The sequence below is a fragment of the Microbacterium sp. MEJ108Y genome, assembly GCF_000834175.1.
Classification (GTDB): Bacteria; Actinomycetota; Actinomycetes; order Actinomycetales; family Microbacteriaceae; genus Microbacterium; species Microbacterium forte.
Genome location: NZ_JXQX01000015.1, coordinates 82157 through 98075, shown reverse-complemented (window position 1 = coordinate 98075; position 15919 = coordinate 82157). Strand labels below are relative to the sequence as shown.

Genomic DNA, 15919 nt, shown 5'->3' with positions numbered 1-15919 from the left:
CCTGTCCGTCACGACAGGAAGCGACCCATGAGCACCGAGAACAACGAGCGCGAGCTCGAGGCCGGCATCGTCACCGATCTGTCCGGCCGCATGACCTACGGGTCGTACCTGTCGCTCGACCAGCTGCTCACCGCGCAGAATCCGGTCAGCGTCCCCGAGCACCACGATGAGCTGCTGTTCATCATCCAGCACCAGACCACCGAGCTCTGGCTGAAGCAGCTGCTGCATGAGCTGTCATCCGCCCGCGAACTGCTCGCGAGCGATGACCTGCGCGAGGCACTGAAGCGGGTGGCCCGGGTCAAGCGCATCCAAGACGTGATGACGCAGCAGTGGGCGATCCTCGCGACCCTCACCCCCACCGAGTACGCGCAGTTCCGCGGAGCGCTCGGCAACTCCTCGGGCTTCCAGTCGGTGCAGTACCGCGCGGTCGAGTTCGCCCTCGGCAACAAGAACGAGAAGATGCTCAGCGTCTTCGCCGACCACCCCGCCAACCTCGCGCTGCTCACGGCCGAGTGGCACAAGCCCACGCTCTACGACGAGTTCCTGCGCTACGCCTCGCGGCGCGGCCTGCCGATCCCGGCCGAGATCCTCGAGCGCGACGTGCGCCTGCCTTACCGCGAGACACCCGAACTGGTGCCCGCGATCCGCGAGATCTACCAGAACCATCAACAGCACTGGGACCTCTACGAGGCCTGCGAAGACCTCGTAGACCTCGAAGACAACTTCCAGTTCTGGCGCTTCCGCCACCTGAAGACCGTCGCCCGCACGATCGGAATGAAGGTCGGCACCGGCGGCTCGAGCGGAGTCGGCTTCCTGCAGCGTGCTCTCGACCTGACGTTCTTCCCCGAGCTCTACACCGTGCGCACCGAGATCGGCGGCTGATGAACGCTGCGACCTTCTTCGATGGCGAGGAATGGCGCGACGGCACCATCGAGATGGTCGACGGACGGATGCTGCTGCGCCCCGGATCACCGGCATCCGATCTGCGTCTGTCCGACCTGCCGAGGCTCGACGGCGTGATCGTCGGCGGCTTCACCGACCACCACGTGCACCTCCAGCTCGTCGATCACGCACTGCTGCATGACTCGACTCTCGGACGCGTGATCGACCTCGGGGGGAACCCTGCGGCGGTCGCCGCGCTGTCCGAAGGCGCGGCGCGTTTCGTCTCGGTCGCTGGCGCTCCCTCGCTCAACGACCAGAAAGCCGCCGCACCCCGGTCGTCGAGCGAGCGCAGCCAGACGAAACGCCCACACGCCGTCGCCGTCGAGTTCGCGGGTGCGTTCCTCACGCCCGTCGGCGGTTACCCGAGCGACCGCGACTGGGCCCCAGCGGGGTCCTTCCGCGAGATCGCAGACACCGCAGCAGCCACCGCGGCCGTCGCGGAGATGGCGGATGCCGGAGCATCCTGCATCAAGGTCGCGAACAACAGCACTGCCGGGCCCGTCTTCAGCGACCTCCTGTTCCGCGCGATCGTCGAGGCCGCCGCCGCACGCGGCCTCCCCGTCGTCGCCCATGCCGAAGGCGTGGGAGAAGCGCAGCGAGCAGTCCGCCTCGGCGCCGCGCGCCTCGCACACGCCCCGTTCACCGAACGACTCGACGATGCCGAGGTCGCCGCCCAGGCAGCATCCGTCTCGTGGATCTCGACGCTCGCTATCCACGAGGGCGACACGCACGCCACAGCGGTCGACAACGTCCGCCGCTTCCATGCCGCCGGCGGCACCGTGCTCTACGGCACCGACATGGGCAACGGCCCGATGCCCGTCGGTCTGAACCCGAGCGAACTGACCGCCCTCCGCGACGCGGGTCTCGACGGCATCGACCTGCTGCGCGCCCTCGCACCGCAGAACCCTCTCGACCCTGCTGCACTCCTCCTGAGGCTCCCCGGCACCGATGCCGACCCGACACTCGCCCGCCCGCTGACCAGCGCCGATCTGAAGGCTTGACATGACCGACACCCGCGACGCCGCGACCATCGAACGCTCGCTCCTCGACCTCGCCGGCGCCCTCGACGCCGCCGACCCGCTGCACGCCCACCTCGAGGCGTTCGCCGAGGCCCCGGGCGTCGGCGCCTACCTCGACGGCAACTCGCTCGGGCGGCCGCTCAAAGACACACCCGAGAAGCTCTCGGCGTTCGTGCGCGACGACTGGGGCACCCGGCTGATCCGCTCGTGGGACGAGCAGTGGATGGCGCTGCCGATGGAGCTAGGCGATCGCATCGGCAGCCTCACGCTCGGAGCCGCCGCGGGCCAGACCGTCGTGGCCGACTCCACGAGCGTGCTGATCTACAAGCTGATGCGCGCCGGCGCGACCGCCGACCCGTCGCGCACCGAGCTCGTGATCGAGGCGGGCAACTTCCCCACCGACCGGTTCATGGCAGAGGGTGTCGCGGCCGAGACCGGCATGACGGTGCGCTGGATCGAGCCCGACCCGGTGGCCGGCGTGCAGATCGCCGACGTCGTCGCCGCCATCTCCGAGCGCACGGCGCTCGTCTCTCTCAGCCACGTCGACTACCGCTCCGGCGCCCTCGCCGACATGCCAGGCATCACGACCGCGGTGCACGAGGTCGGAGCCCTCATGATGTGGGACCTCTGCCACTCGGCCGGCGTGATCCCGATGCAGCTCGACGCCTGGGGCGTCGACATGGCGGTCGGATGCACGTACAAGTACCTCAACGGCGGCCCCGGCTCCCCCGCGTTCGCCTACCTGCGACGCGAGCACCAGGGCGTCCTGCGCCAGCCGATCCAGGGCTGGTGGAGCGCCGCCGACATCTTCGCGATGGGGCCGGAGTACGTCCCGGCCGGCGACATCCGGCAGCTGCTCAGCGGCACTCCCCCGATCACCTCCATGCTCGCGATGCAGGGCATGCTCGACCTCATCGAGCAGGCGTCGATCGAGGCGATCCGCGAGAAGTCGCTCTCGCTCACCGACTTCGCCGTCCGTGCCTATGACGAGGCGCTCGCCCCGCTCGGCGTGCGGCTGCTCAGCACGCGCGACGCCGCACTCCGAGGAAGCCACGTGACGATCGGCCACCCTGATTTCCGCGCCGTGACGCAGCGCCTGTGGGCCGACGGCATCATCCCCGACTTCCGCTTCCCCGATGGCATCCGCCTGGGGCTCTCGCCGCTCAGCACCTCATATGTCGAGACGCTCACCGGCGTCCTCGCCGTGCGCGACGCCCTGGAGTCGCATGACCGCTGAGCCCACAGAGCAGATCGCCGCGGGCCCCGTGCTCGACGACATCGATGCACGCCCAGGCAGCACGGCATCGCTGCTGCGCACCCTGGTGGGGCTGTATCTGCGACCGCTCGGCGACTGGATCTCGACGGCCGATCTGGTCGCGCTCGCGGGAGATCTCGGGATCGCCACGGCGCAGGCACGCACCGGCGTCACCCGCCTCAAGCAGAAGGGACTGCTGCTCGCCGAGCGCAGACACGCCGTCGGCTATCGCCTCAACCCTGATGCCGCCACGATGCTCGAGCGGGGCGATCGACGCATCTTCGAGATGCGTGAGATGACGGATGCCGACAGCTGGTGCCTCATCTCTTTCTCGATGCCCGAGAGCGCCCGCGCCACGAGGCACCAACTGCGCCGTCGCCTGCAGTGGATCGGGGCGGGTGTCGTGTCTCCCGCCCTGTGGATCTGCCCGGGGCATCTGCAGGGCGAGGTTCTCGAGATCGTCGACGATCTCGACGCCAGTGAGTGGGTGACGCTGTTCCAGGCCGGCACTCCGACGACCGCGCGCACCCTGCCCGAGGCGGCCGCGGACTGGTGGGACCTCGACGCCCTGCGCGCCGAGCACCTCGAGTTCCAGTCCTCGCTCGAGACGCTTCCGGAGGCGCCGTTCGCCGCCTACGTGCAGCTGATCGACCGCTGGCGCGTGCTGCCCTACATCGATCCGGGCCTACCTCCTTCGATGCTGCCGGCCGACTGGCCGGGAAGGCACAGCATCGCCGAGTTCCTGAGGCTGTCGACGGAGCTGTCGGATGCCGCGTGGCAGCGCGTGCGCGAAGTCACGGGAGCGGAAGCCACGGGAGCGGAAACCACCGGAGCAGAAGCCACGAGAGCGCAGGTCACCGGGGCGGGGCGGTCGTAGCCCGCACCACCAGCCGCGTCGGCAGGATGACATGCATCTCGTCGATCTCCTGCCCCGAGAGCAGCGTGAACACCATGTCGGCTGCGACGGCCCCGAGTCTCCGCATCGGCTGCTGGATCGTCGTGAGCGGCAGCGCCCTTCTGGTCGCCTCCGGCACGTCGTCGAACCCGATCACCGACAGATCATCCGGCACCCGCAGCCCCAGCTCGTGAGCGACATCGATGACCGCGATCGCCGACAGGTCGTTCGCCGCGAAGATCGCCGTCGGTCGGGATTCGCCGCTCAGCATGATGCGGGCGGACTCCCTGGTCGCGTCGAGCTCGTAGCGGCCGATGCCCACCAGTGACGGATCGAGCGGGATCCCCGCGTCGGAGAGGGCCCTGCGGTAGCCGGCGTCACGGAGCCCGGCGGATCGGAGATCCGGGCGGCCCGCGACGAATCCGATCCGGCGATGGCCGAGCTCGATCAGGTGTCTGGTCGCCGTGAGAGCGCCGCCGAAGCTGTCGGATTCGACCGTGGGCAGGTCGGCCCGGCCCGTGTGGGGATCGATCGCGACCACCGGGATCTCGGTGCCGGCGCTCACGACCGTGGGGGTGACCATGATCGCCGCATCGATCAGCGTGCCCGAGAGCCTGCTCAGCGATCGCCGCTCCCAGCCGTCGCCTGCGCCGAGGTGCGACCCGCTGTAGGCGAGGAGGTCGAACGCCGTGTCGTGCACGGCCGAGCCGACGCCCTTGAGGATCTCGGCACTGAAGGGCTCGAAGTCCGCCAGGAGAACGCCGATCACCCCCGTGCGCCGTGCCCTCATGCTGCTCGCGACGAGGCTCGACTCGTACCCGAGCTGCTTCACCGCGTCGAGGACGCGCTGCACCGTGGCATCCGCGATCCCGTATCGCCCGTTCACCGCCTTTGAGACGGTCGACACCGACACCCCCGCCGCTTTCGCGACATCGTGGATCGTCGTCCGGCCCCCCATGAGACGCCAGCGTAGTCCGACACAGCGATATATGGAAACTGTTTTCGAAAACGTTTGACGGACGAGTGCTCCGACTGGAGACTCATGCCACTGCGGTCTCGACTGAGCGTCCGCAGGCGCCCCGCAGCGAAGCGGCGCGCAACTCGATGAGGAGAACGATCACATGAACAGCAGAAGGCTCCCCCTCGCCTCCGCGGTCGCAGCAATGGCCGTCGGAGCGCTCGCGCTCTCGGGCTGCACCGCAGACTCGTCCGGCACCGGCGACGGCGGCGACACCAGCATGACCCTCTGGCACAACTCCACGACTGGCCCCGGAGTGGAGTTCTGGGAGCAGACGGTCGCCGATTTCGAGAAGGACAACCCGGGCGTCACGATCGACATCCAGTCGATCCAGAACGAGGATCTCGACGGCAAGCTGCAGACCGCCCTCAATTCGGGAGACGCCCCCGACATCTTCCTGCAGCGCGGCGGCGGCAAGATGGCCGCGATGGTCAAGGCCGGCCAGCTGAAGGACCTCACCGACGCCATCTCGGGTCCTGCCGCCGACGAGATCCCCGACGCGTCCTACTCGGCGAACAGCCTCGACGGCAAGATCTACGCCATGCCCGTCGCCGTGCTGCCCGGCGGCCTGTTCTACAGCCAGGACCTCTTCGATCAGGCCGGCATCACCGAGAACCCGACCACCCTCGACGAGCTCGAAGAGGCCACGGTCGCGCTCAAGGGCGCCGGCATCGACCCGATCGCGCTGGGCGCCAAGGACGCCTGGCCCGCAGCGCACTGGTACTACTGGCTGGCACTGCGCGAGTGCAGCTCGGACACGCTCGCCAAGGCCGCAGACGAGATGGACTTCAGCGACGAGTGCTGGGTGCGTGCGGGTGAGGACCTGCAGTCGTTCGCCGCGACCGAGCCCTTCAACTCGGGCTTCCTGACGACCCCGGCACAGCAGGGCGCCGGCAGCTCCGCCGGCCTCATCGCGAACCACCAGGCCGCCATGGAGCTCATGGGCGCCTGGAACCCCGGAGTCATCGGCTCGCTCACCCCTGACCAGAAGCCGCTGGCCGACCTCAGCTGGTTCCCGTTCCCCGAGGTCGAGGGCGGAGACGGCGAGCCCGGTTCGATGATGGGCGGCGTCGACGGCTACTCGTGCTCGGTCGATGCGCCGGATGCCTGCGTGGACTTCCTGAACTACATCGGCACGTCAGACGTGCAGACGGCGTACTACAAGGCCTTCAACGCACCGCCGGTCAACACCGTCGCTCAGGAGGCCGTCACCGAGCCCTACCTCCAGACGATCCTTGAGGCCTACAACGCGGCTCCGTATGCGACGCAGTGGCTCGACACGGTCTACGGCCAGAACGTGGGCAATGCGCTGAACGTCGCGGTGGTCGACCTGCTCGCGGGCAACAGCAGCGCGGAGGACCTGGTCAAGGCTGTGCAGGATGCCGCAGCGAAAGCGTGACACGCGTGCCCGGCTGGAAGTGATGCTTCTGGCCGGGCCCGCCCTGCTCGTCTTCCTCGCCTTCGTCATCTTCCCGGTGCTGATGGCGGCGTACTACGGGTTCTTCAGCTGGCAGGGCTACGGCCCACCCACCGATTTCGTCGGGCTGAAGAACTACCTCACGATCCTTCAGGATCCCCTCTTCCACGACGCGCTCGCGCACAACGGCTTCATCCTGGTGTTCTCCCTCGTGCTCCAGGGTCCGGTCGCCATCGTGCTGGCGCTGCTGCTGAACCGCAAGATGCGAGGCCAGTCGCTGATCCGCGTGCTGATCTTCGTGCCCTACGTGATCTCCGAGGTCGTCGTGGGCACGGGGTGGAGCCTGATGCTGCAGACCAACGGCGCGCTCAACGCGATGCTGACCAACATGGGTCTGGGTTTCCTGGCGACCGACTGGCTGTCGGACCCCGGGATCGCGATCTGGACGCTGATGGCGATCATCACCTGGAAGTACGTCGGCTTCGCGGTCATCCTGTTCCTCGCCGGCCTGCAGGGCATTCCCGAGGAGCTGAACGAGGCCGCGGCCATCGACGGCGCGTCCTACTGGCAGATCCAGTGGCGGATCACACTGCCGCTGCTCGCACCCACTCTGCGCATCTGGGCGTTCCTGTCGATCATCGGCTCGCTGCAGCTGTTCGACCTCGTCTACATCATCTGGGGGCAGTACATCGCCTCCACCGCCGGCACCTCGACGATGGCGACCTACATGGTCTCCGAAGGACGCAACGCCGGCAACTACGGCTACGGCAACGCGGTCGCGGTCGTGCTCTTCCTCATCTCGCTCGTGGTCGCTCTCATCTATCAGCGTGCCGTGCTGCGCAAGGACACCGACGGCGCCCTCACCGGTGCCTCCGGCCGGAAGAAGAGCACCCGATCCCGTGCGCGGCAGGACGCCGCGCCGCAGGAGGCCGACGCAGACGCCCGCGCGACTGCCGACGCCACCACACAGAAGGAGTCCGTCCGATGACCGCCACCTCGGTGCTCGTCACCCAGCGCAAGGCCCGCACGGGTCGCGTCGCGAAGCCGCGGCTGCCATGGGCCAACCCCGCCGTGTACTTCGTCGCGCTGATCGCGGTCGGTCTGATGCTGGCGCCCATCGCCTACATCATCACCGGCGGGTTCCGCACGAACGCGCAGATCACGACCGATCCGTCCGGGTTCCCGCAGCCGTGGGTGGTGTCGAACTACCTCGACGTGCTCACCGGCAGCGTGTTCTGGCGGCTCGTGGGCAACTCGACGATCGTCGCGCTCGCCACCACCGTCGGCACGGTGACCCTGGGACTCATGGCGGCCTACGTCCTCGCGAGATACCGGTTCGCCGGCCGCGGGGTGCTCTACGCGTTCTTCGCCGCCGGGCTGATGTTCCCCCTGACCGTGGCGATCACCCCGCTGTACATCGTGGTGCGCAGTCTCGGGCTCATGAACTCGCTCGCCGGAGTGATCCTGCCCCAGATCGCGTTCGCGCTGCCGACGACGATCATCATCCTCGTGCCGTTCCTGCGCGCCATCCCCGACGAGATCCAGGAGGCCGCGTTCATCGACGGATGCAGTCGCATCGGGTTCTTCTGGCGGATGGTGCTGCCGCTCTCGCTCCCCGGGGTCATCACCACGGGCATCCTGGCGTTCATCGGCAGCTGGAACGGCTACCTGCTGCCGCTGTTCATCCTCAACGACGATGCGGCGTTCACGCTGCCCCTCGGCGTGCAGTCTTTCGCATCCCAATACTCCGTGGACACCGCGAAGGTGCTCGCGTTCACATCGCTGTCGATGATCCCGGCGCTGATCTTCTTCAGCCTGTTCGAGCGGCGCATCGTGGGAGGGCTGACCGGTGCAGTCAAGGGCTGATGCGGTCGCCGTCGCGACACCCCACGTCGACGAGAACGAGAAAGAGAACATGATGTTGCAGCCCGCAGGCTCCGCGCCGCATTCCCCCCGCGTCGAGGCGCTCCTCGCCCGCATGACTCTGGAAGAGAAGCAGGCGCAGCTCGTCGGCTTCTGGGTCGACCAGGGCGTCGAGGTGGTCGCCCCGATGTCGGGCGAGAAGAAGAGCTCGACGCGCTACGAGGATGCCTCCACGCACGGCATCGGACACCTCACGCGCGTGTACGGCACCCGCCCCGTCGACCCCGTCGAGCGGGCCGCCTGGCTGTGGACCGAGCAGCGGCGACTGCAGCAGCAGACGCGACTGGGCATTCCGGCGCTCGTGCACGAGGAATGCCTGACGGGCCTCGCCGCGTGGAAGGCGGCGACCTTCCCGACGCCGCTGGCGTGGGGCGCGGCGTTCGACCCCGAGCTGGTCGAGGAGGTCGGTCGGGCCATCGGCTCGTCGATGCGGTCCCTCGGCATCCATCAGGGTCTGGCTCCGGTGCTCGATGTGATCCGCGACCCCCGCTGGGGTCGGGTCGACGAGTGCATCGCCGAAGACCCCCTGGTCGTCGGCCGGGTGGGCACCGCCTATGTCCGCGGCCTGCAGTCCGAGGGCGTGCACGCGACCCTCAAGCACTTCATCGGATACTCCGCCTCGAAGGCCGGACGCAACCATGCCCCCGTCAGCGCAGGCCTGCGCGAGATCGAGGACGTGCTGCTCCCGCCGTTCGAGATGGCGATCCACGAGGGCGGTGCCCGCAGCGTCATGAACTCCTACGTCGACATCGACGGGGTGCCCGTCACGGCCGACGCGCGCTATCTCACCGGCATCCTGCGCGACCGCTGGGGATTCGACGGAGTGGTCGTGTCGGACTATTTCGCCGTCGATTTCCTGCACAGCATGCACCGCGCGGCCGCCGACTCGGCTGATGCCGCCCGGCTCGCGCTCACCGCGGGAATCGACGTCGAGCTGCCCTCGCCCGACGCCTTCGTCACCCTCGCCGAGCAGGTGCGGGACGGTCGGCTCTCACCGGAGATCCTCGACAGGGCGGTGGGCCGGGTGCTCGCGCAGAAGGAGGAGCTCGGGCTGCTGGATGCCGACTTCGACACTCCTCCGACCGCCATCGATCTCGATCCGGCCGAGCACCGCGCGCTCGCACGGCGCCTCGCCGAAGAGTCGGTCGTGCTGCTGAGCAACGACGGCACACTCCCCCTCGCCCCGACGACGACCTCGCGGATCGCGGTGATAGGCCCCAATGCCGACAGCACTGAAGCGCTGATGGGCTGCTACTCGTTCGTCAACCACGTGCTCGCTCATCACCCCGACACCCCCGCGGGAATCGAGCTGCCGACGGTCACCGGATCGCTGCGCGCCGAGTTCCCGGCAGCTGACATCACCTCGACGATCGGATGCGGGGTCGAGGGCTCCGACCGCTCCGGCATCCCGGCCGCCGTCGAGGCCGCCGCAGCCGCCGACGTCGCGATCGTCGTCGTCGGCGACCGCGCGGGCCTCTTCGGACGAGGCACCGTCGGCGAGGGAAACGACGTCGACGACCTCGAGCTCCCCGGAGTCCAGCGCGAGCTGGTCGAGGCCGTCGTCGCGACCGGCACTCCGGTGATCCTGATCGTGATGACCGGGCGTCCATACGTGCTCGACTGGGCTCTGCCTGCTCGCGCGGGCGCCGCCGGGACCATGACCGGTCTCGGAGCGGTCGACGCCTCGGCGACGACGAGCACGGCGTCTGCGGGAATCCCCGCCGCGGTGCTCCAGACGTTCTTCCCCGGCGAGGAGGGCGGCCCCGCTCTCGCGCGGCTGCTGAGCGGTCGCGTCGCACCGTCGGGGCGTCTGCCGGTGTCGCTGCCGCGATCGGCCGGGGCACAGCCGTACTCGTACCTGCACCCCGTGCTCGGCGGACGCACGGATGTCACCAGCGCCGACTCCACCCCGGTGCGACCCTTCGGCTTCGGTCTGAGCTACACGACGTTCGCACACGACGAGCTCACCGCGCCCGCGTCGATCGCCGCGGGCGAGATCTTCCGGGCGACGGTGCGGGTGCGCAACACCGGCGAGGTCGCAGCGACGGATGTCGTGCAGCTGTATGCGCACGACGAGGTCGGGAGCGTGACCCGTCCGGTCGCCCAGCTGCTGGACTTCCGGCGGGTCACGCTCGCGCCCGGCGCCGATGCGCTCGTCGAGTTCGACGTGCCGATCGACCGACTCGCCTTCACGGGACTCGACGGCGTGAAGCGCGTCGAGCCGGGCGCGATCCGCCTGTGGGTCGGAAGCGCCTGCGATGACGAGGAGACGGTGACACGACTCGAGATCGTGTGAGGATCAGCTCCGCACGGCCGCGATGAAAGCGCTCACGTGCTCCTGCAGCTTGAGGATGCGCAGCTCGCGCGCGAGCTCGCGGTCATAGCCGTCATAGGCCAGCGGCGGCAGCACCCGCACGTTCTTCGAGCATCCGAACTCGGCGCACACGAGGGTGCCGACGGTGTCTCCCTTGCGGCCCGCGGGTCCGGCCTTGCGGGCTGCATAGAGCTGCACGTCGTTGCGGAGGGTCACGTCTTCGCACCATGAGCACTGCGCACGCGCGATCACGCGCTGCTCGGCTCGCTGGAGGATCACCCCGGTCGCGACGTCGTCGACCCACGCGACGACATACGAGCGGCGGGGCAGCTTGGGGTCGACCCATCCCAGGTAGTCGAGCCTGTCGAAGTCGAGATCGGCGAAGCCGGCGGGCAGCGTGAGGTCGGAGACCTCTTTGCGGGAGGCGTTGATGAAGGAGGCGCGCAGGGTGCGCTCGTCGATGGGACGCATGAGGAGAGTGCTTTCGTGTGGGCCGCAGACAGCGGCGGAAGAAGGAACAGGAGCGGGCATCCGAGTGGATGCCGGGTACGACGCGGCTCCGGAGACGGGGTGTTCCGCCTCCGGCCGATCGTCAGCCTCTGTCCGTGGCGCTGAACGCGCCCACGGCTCCCATCTGCGCTCGATCCGGGATCCGGAGAGCACTCTTCGACAACAGCACCCGGCGAGTCTACGCCCGTTTGTTTCACAGCGTGTCGGCCCGGGTTCCGTCTCTCGAGCGACCGACATACTCTTGCCGGAACGTCCGCTCACGAAGGAGACCACCGTGTCCACGCCGCTGAACCACCTTTCGCCCCTCTCGGTGCGTGAGCGTTCTGCGTGCATGTGCCGTCACGGCTTCGCCTGCTCCTCCTTCGAGGCGGGCCACGCGCTGCACCTGATTCAGGCGCGCATCGCGTCGGCGACGCCGAGCGAGTGGGCGGACGCGATCGTCGAGCACGCCGACGCGACCACGGGCGAGCTCACCGTGCGCACGCTCGACGACGCCACGCACACGCTGTGGAACGCGTCGGGTGCGGCGCTCGAGGCACCCGCGGGCACGCCGATCGCGCTGCACGTGCGCTACGGCGTGCTGGCCGTCGGCCGCGCGCAGTTCAACGTCGCGCTCGGCTGAGCGCGTGGCGTCTCGGGCGGCCCAGCCGTCCTCGCTCGATGACAGGGGATGCGGCTCAGGCGGTCGCCATCATGTCCTTGACGGCCATGCACGCGTCCATGCAGTCCTTGCAGGCCTGAGCGCACATCTTGCAGACCTCGCTGTGATCGGCGTGCTGCATGCACTCGTCCATGCATGTCTGGCACATCGCGATGCAGGCGTCGAGCATGGCCATCATCGACGCGGGGGTCATGCCCTGCATCCGCATCATCGACCGCATCATGGTGTTGCACATGTCGGCGCAGTTCATGCAGGCGGGCGAGCAGTCCATCATCTGCGTCGAGCACACCGTGCACGCCTGCTCGCACGCCGAACACGCGTCCATGCAGGCCTGCAAGACGGACATGTCCATCGTCGCCATGTCGGGCATCGACATCATGTTCGAGCGCATGGCGCCCATCATCATCGAGTCCATTTTCTACCGCTTCCTTCGTCGGCCGCAGCCGAGGTGAGAGCGGGCAGGACCACCCGCCTGGGGCCAGGTTAGTCGTGTGCGGCATCCACGTCGATGCCCGGCGGACGCTGTCACGAGTGCTCGTCGTTGTCAATCCCGTGTGCAGGATTCTCGTCCCGTGGGACGGTGGACGGACATTGATCGACTGATGAAAGGAAGAGCCCCATGAGTGGAGCAGACGACATCAAGAACGCAGCGGAGAAGGCCGGCGGAAAGATCAAGGAGGGCGTCGGAAAGGCGACCGACAACGAGAAGCTCGAAGCCGAGGGCCGCGGCGATCAGGCGAAGGCCTCCGCCAAGCAGGCCGGCGAGAACGTGAAGGACGCCGCCAAGAACGTCGGCGACAACCTGCGCGACTGATACCGAACGGAGTGAGGCCCGCCGGAGCGGGCCTCACTGCGCGGATCAGCGGGTGCGGTTGCCGGAGATCGCTCGGATCAACCAGGCGATGACCGCGATGGCCAGCAACACCAGGCCGACCCACAGGAGGAACTGCAGGGACTGCACGAGCCCGCCGGTGATCGCCAGGATGATGGCGACGACGATGATGATGATCAGCAGGATGTTCATCGGTCTTCCCTTCTCGGGGCGCGGGGGAGGCGCCCATCTACGGTCTCCCAACCTAGACCGCCTCATCCCATGCCCCGAGGGCCTTGACTCGGGCCTTCCCGCCGTGCGAGAGGAGCACACGACATGCCAGGACGCAGGAACAACTCGCTGAAGGATCCGGAGCTGTACGAAGAGCTCCGCGACGACGGCGCCTCGAAGGAGAAGGCCGCCCGCATCTCGAACGCCGCCGCCCGCGACGGCCGGAGCGCTGTCGGGCGCCGAGGCGGCGAAAACGGCGACTACGAGGACTGGACCGTCGACGAACTGCGCGCCCGCGCCAAGGAGATCGGCCTCACCGGTTACAGCCGTCAGCGCAAGGCCGAGCTCATCTCGGCGCTGCGCGACCACTAGGGCTCGCGTATATGGCCCGGTTCGGCGTCGAGGAGGAGTTCGTCCTGCTCGATGAGCAGACACTCGTGCCCGCGGCCATGAGTGCAGCCACGCGCGAGCGCATCCCCGAGGACGCTGCTGCGGGCCTCACCCCCGAATACCTCACCTGTCAGCTCGAGTCGGCGACATCGCCCGCGACCACCAGGGCGGATGCCGAGGCGCAGCTGCGACGCACGCGCAGCCTGATCGGCACGTACGCCGCCGATCAGGGTGCGGTCTTCGCCTCCATCGGCACCCCGTTCATCTCACCGAAGCGCCTGACGGTGGTCTCTTCGCCCCACTACGACGCGGTGGATGCGCAGCTCGTCGAGATCACCCGCGAGCACGAGGTCAACGGGCTGCACGTCCATGTCGAGGTGGTGGACGACGAAGAGCGCGTCCGCGTGCTCAATCGCGTGCGACCGTGGCTTCCCGTTCTGCTGGCTCTCACCGGCAACGCGCCCTTCGCGCACGGCAGGGATTCGGGGTTCGCCAGCTGGCGCAGCATCCTGATCCGACGATTGCCGTCGTCGTGGAGCCCGCCGCACTTCCGCGATCTCGCCGACTACCGTGCACACGTGGAACAGCTCGTCGCGATGACAGCGATCGCGGATGCCGGCTCGCTGTCATGGGCCATCCGCCTGTCCGAGCGCTTCCCCACCGTCGAGGTGAGGGTGTTCGACGCGCAACTGACGGTCGACGACACGCTGCTCGCCGTGGCCCTCACGCGCGCTCTGATGGTGAGCGACGCGATCGATGATGCACCCGAGATCGGTGTCGACGCGATCGATGCCTCCCTGTGGACGGCAGCGAGATTCGGAACCGAGGCGCGCCTCGTCGACCCGGCGAGCGGCGGGATCGCGTCGTTCTGGGACGTCGCGCGAGATCTGCTCGACAGACTGCGCACCGCACTCGCTCGACTGGGCGACGAGGACTTCGTCACCGAGGGCATCGCTCGCATCCGCACCGACGGCACGGGTGCCGAGCGACAGCGACGGGCCTATGCCGAGCACGGCACAGCGGGTCTGCGCGACCTGTATCGCGCGAGCACGACTGCCATCTGACCGCCCGTCATGTCCGCGGCGGCAGTAGTGTCAGCGTGTGGCATCCTCTCGCTTCGCGCCGCTGCAGCGGCTCGTGATCTCCATCGCCGTCCTCGCGTCCTTCGTGACCTTCCTCGACGGCACTGTCGTGACGGTCGCGCTGCCTGCGATCAGCGATGAACTCGGCGGCGGCATCACCACGCAGCAGTGGGTGGTCGACGCGTACCTCATCACCCTCAGCGCGCTGATCCTGCTCGCGGGATCGCTGTCGGACGCCTACGGCCGGGTGCTCGTGATGCGCATCGGCCTCATCGCCTTCGGCGTGGCATCCGTCGCGGTCGCCGCCGCCCCCGATCCCCTCATCCTGATCATCGCGCGAGCCGCGCAGGGAGCAGCCGGCGCTCTGCTCGTGCCGAGCTCGCTCGCGCTGATCACGGCGACCATGCGCGCCGACGTGCAGTCACGGGCGATCGGCGTGTGGACAGCATTCACCACCGCCGCGCAGCTCGTCGGCCCGCTGCTCGGTGGACTCTTCGTCGACTTCCTGTCGTGGCGATTCGTGTTCCTCATCAACGTCGTGCCGATCGCCGTCACCCTCGTGCTGCTCTCCCGGCTGAAGCTGAAGGAGCACCCGAGCGGGGTGAGCGTCGACTGGCTCAGCGGAGCACTGTGCGCGATCGGCCTCGGCGCGGTCGTGTTCGCGCTGATCGAGCAGCCGAACCTCGGCTGGCAGTCCCCCGCCATCTGGCTGCCCGGCCTGATCGGAGCTGCTCTCTTCGCCTGGTTCCTGGTGCGGCAGCAGAGGTCGGCCTCTCCCCTCATGCCGCTCTCGCTGTTCCGGGTGCGCGATTTCGCCTGGGGCAACCTCGCCACTCTCTTCGTCTACGCCGCTCTGTCGCTGAACGGCTTCGTCGTGGGCGTCTACCTGCAGCAGGGCGCCGGTCTCAGCGCCACCGCAGCCGGCCTTGCGAGCCTGCCGATGACCATCCTGATGATCCTGATCAGCTCGCGCGCAGGCTCATGGGCCGGGCGCTTCGGTCCACGGATCTTCATGACGGTCGGTCCGCTCGTCATGGCCGTCGGCGCCCTCATGCTGCTCGTCGTCAGCGAGGACTTCGACTACTGGTGGCAGGTGCTGCCCGCCATGATCGTGCTGGGTCTCGGGCTCTCGCTCACCGTGGCTCCGCTCACCTCGGCGATCCTCGGCGCGATCGACGAATCGCGCTCGGGTATCGCCTCCGCGGTGAACAACGCGGTCTCGCGCGTCGCCGGACTGCTCGTCGTCGCCATGCTGTCGACCATCATCGGCGGCACGCTCGACCTCGCAGGCTTCCACAACGCGGCCTGGGTCACGGCCGCGCTGCTCGTGCTCGGCGGCGTCGTGTCATGGATCGGCATCCGACGCAATCCGGCCGAAGAGGTCGATGCGCCCGCCGTCGACGGCGCCCCTTCGCCGATCGGTTGACGATGTCGGTGGGCGAGCGCACACT

General features: G+C 68.5%; 18 protein-coding genes. 14 read left to right on the top strand and 4 right to left on the bottom strand.

Annotation, left to right across the window (positions count from 1 at the left end):
- The first annotated feature begins 27 nt into the window (after positions 1 to 27).
- From RU09_RS09890 to RU09_RS09875, 4 genes are read left to right on the top strand one after another with little or no spacing between them, the layout of a single operon-like run.
- Positions 28 to 882: a tryptophan 2,3-dioxygenase gene (locus RU09_RS09890; protein WP_042540062.1), complete on the top strand. Its 855-nt coding sequence runs from the start codon at positions 28 to 30 to the stop codon at positions 880 to 882.
- A complete protein-coding gene (locus tag RU09_RS09885) occupies positions 882 to 1943 on the top strand; it encodes an amidohydrolase family protein (protein ID WP_052492927.1) in 1062 nt (353 codons plus the stop codon). Before RU09_RS09890 ends, RU09_RS09885 begins: the two co-directional genes overlap by 1 nt.
- Position 1944: 1 nt before the next feature.
- Positions 1945 to 3198, top strand: a complete 1254-nt coding sequence (locus RU09_RS09880; RefSeq protein WP_042540060.1) for a kynureninase — start codon at positions 1945 to 1947, stop codon at positions 3196 to 3198.
- Positions 3188 to 4093, top strand: coding sequence for a PaaX family transcriptional regulator (locus RU09_RS09875; RefSeq protein WP_082041083.1), 906 nt, complete (start codon positions 3188 to 3190; stop codon positions 4091 to 4093). The genes RU09_RS09880 and RU09_RS09875 overlap by 11 nt, the downstream gene beginning before the upstream one ends.
- Here RU09_RS09875 and RU09_RS09870 read toward each other — a convergent pair.
- A complete protein-coding gene (locus RU09_RS09870) occupies positions 4071 to 5069 on the bottom strand; it encodes a LacI family DNA-binding transcriptional regulator (RefSeq protein WP_042540058.1) in 999 nt (332 codons plus the stop codon). The two genes, RU09_RS09875 and RU09_RS09870, sit on opposite strands and share 23 nt — an antisense overlap.
- Positions 5070 to 5232: 163 nt before the next feature.
- Here RU09_RS09870 and RU09_RS09865 point away from each other — a divergent pair, with 163 nt between their 5' ends.
- The 4 genes from RU09_RS09865 to RU09_RS09850 are packed head-to-tail and all read left to right on the top strand — an operon-like array spanning position 5233 to position 10765.
- The gene (locus RU09_RS09865; protein WP_042540056.1) at positions 5233 to 6528 is read left to right on the top strand and encodes an ABC transporter substrate-binding protein; all 1296 of its coding nucleotides are present in this window, start codon (positions 5233 to 5235) and stop codon (positions 6526 to 6528) included.
- On the top strand, positions 6509 to 7534 hold the full coding sequence (locus RU09_RS09860; protein ID WP_079113467.1) for a carbohydrate ABC transporter permease: 1026 nt from the start codon (positions 6509 to 6511) through the stop codon (positions 7532 to 7534). The genes RU09_RS09865 and RU09_RS09860 overlap by 20 nt, the downstream gene beginning before the upstream one ends.
- Positions 7531 to 8412 (top strand): carbohydrate ABC transporter permease, encoded by an 882-nt coding sequence (locus RU09_RS09855; RefSeq protein ID WP_156145901.1) that lies wholly within the window; start codon positions 7531 to 7533, stop codon positions 8410 to 8412. Before RU09_RS09860 ends, RU09_RS09855 begins: the two co-directional genes overlap by 4 nt.
- A gap of 49 nt (positions 8413 to 8461) precedes the next feature.
- Positions 8462 to 10765 carry a beta-glucosidase gene (locus tag RU09_RS09850; protein WP_442922302.1) on the top strand — a complete coding sequence of 768 codons (2304 nt, stop codon included), beginning with the start codon at positions 8462 to 8464 and terminating at the stop codon, positions 10763 to 10765.
- Between the two features lie 3 nt (positions 10766 to 10768).
- Here RU09_RS09850 and RU09_RS09845 read toward each other — a convergent pair whose 3' ends face one another.
- Complete coding sequence (locus tag RU09_RS09845) at positions 10769 to 11254, bottom strand: FBP domain-containing protein (RefSeq protein WP_042540054.1); 486 nt, start codon at positions 11252 to 11254, stop codon at positions 10769 to 10771.
- A gap of 313 nt (positions 11255 to 11567) precedes the next feature.
- Here RU09_RS09845 and RU09_RS09840 point away from each other — a divergent pair, with 313 nt between their 5' ends.
- Positions 11568 to 11915 (top strand): hypothetical protein, encoded by a 348-nt coding sequence (locus RU09_RS09840; RefSeq protein ID WP_042540052.1) that lies wholly within the window; start codon positions 11568 to 11570, stop codon positions 11913 to 11915.
- A 55-nt stretch (positions 11916 to 11970) separates the two neighbouring features.
- Here the strand turns inward: RU09_RS09840 and RU09_RS18910 are convergent, their stop codons facing one another.
- Positions 11971 to 12147: a hypothetical protein gene (locus tag RU09_RS18910; RefSeq protein WP_231567503.1), complete on the bottom strand. Its 177-nt coding sequence runs from the start codon at positions 12145 to 12147 to the stop codon at positions 11971 to 11973.
- On the opposite strand from RU09_RS18910, the gene RU09_RS18905 reads away from it, so the two are divergent.
- Complete coding sequence (locus RU09_RS18905; RefSeq protein WP_231567502.1) at positions 12122 to 12406, top strand: hypothetical protein; 285 nt, start codon at positions 12122 to 12124, stop codon at positions 12404 to 12406. The genes RU09_RS18910 and RU09_RS18905 overlap by 26 nt on opposite strands.
- A gap of 167 nt (positions 12407 to 12573) precedes the next feature.
- The gene (locus tag RU09_RS09830; protein WP_042540048.1) at positions 12574 to 12768 is read left to right on the top strand and encodes a CsbD family protein; all 195 of its coding nucleotides are present in this window, start codon (positions 12574 to 12576) and stop codon (positions 12766 to 12768) included.
- Between the two features lie 45 nt (positions 12769 to 12813).
- Here the strand turns inward: RU09_RS09830 and RU09_RS18705 are convergent, their stop codons facing one another.
- The gene (locus RU09_RS18705) at positions 12814 to 12978 is read right to left on the bottom strand and encodes a hypothetical protein (RefSeq protein ID WP_164481676.1); all 165 of its coding nucleotides are present in this window, start codon (positions 12976 to 12978) and stop codon (positions 12814 to 12816) included.
- Between the two features lie 123 nt (positions 12979 to 13101).
- On the opposite strand from RU09_RS18705, the gene RU09_RS09825 reads away from it, so the two are divergent.
- Genes RU09_RS09825 through RU09_RS09815 form a run of 3 tightly spaced genes read left to right on the top strand, consistent with a single transcriptional unit; the run spans position 13102 to position 15894 of the window.
- Positions 13102 to 13368 (top strand): DUF7218 family protein, encoded by a 267-nt coding sequence (locus RU09_RS09825; protein ID WP_042540046.1) that lies wholly within the window; start codon positions 13102 to 13104, stop codon positions 13366 to 13368.
- Positions 13369 to 13379: 11 nt separating this feature from the next.
- Entirely contained in the window at positions 13380 to 14450 is a 1071-nt protein-coding gene (locus RU09_RS09820; RefSeq protein WP_042540044.1) for a carboxylate-amine ligase, read from the top strand.
- Between the two features lie 37 nt (positions 14451 to 14487).
- A complete protein-coding gene (locus RU09_RS09815) occupies positions 14488 to 15894 on the top strand; it encodes an MFS transporter (protein ID WP_042540042.1) in 1407 nt (468 codons plus the stop codon).
- Positions 15895 to 15919 lie beyond the last annotated feature (25 nt).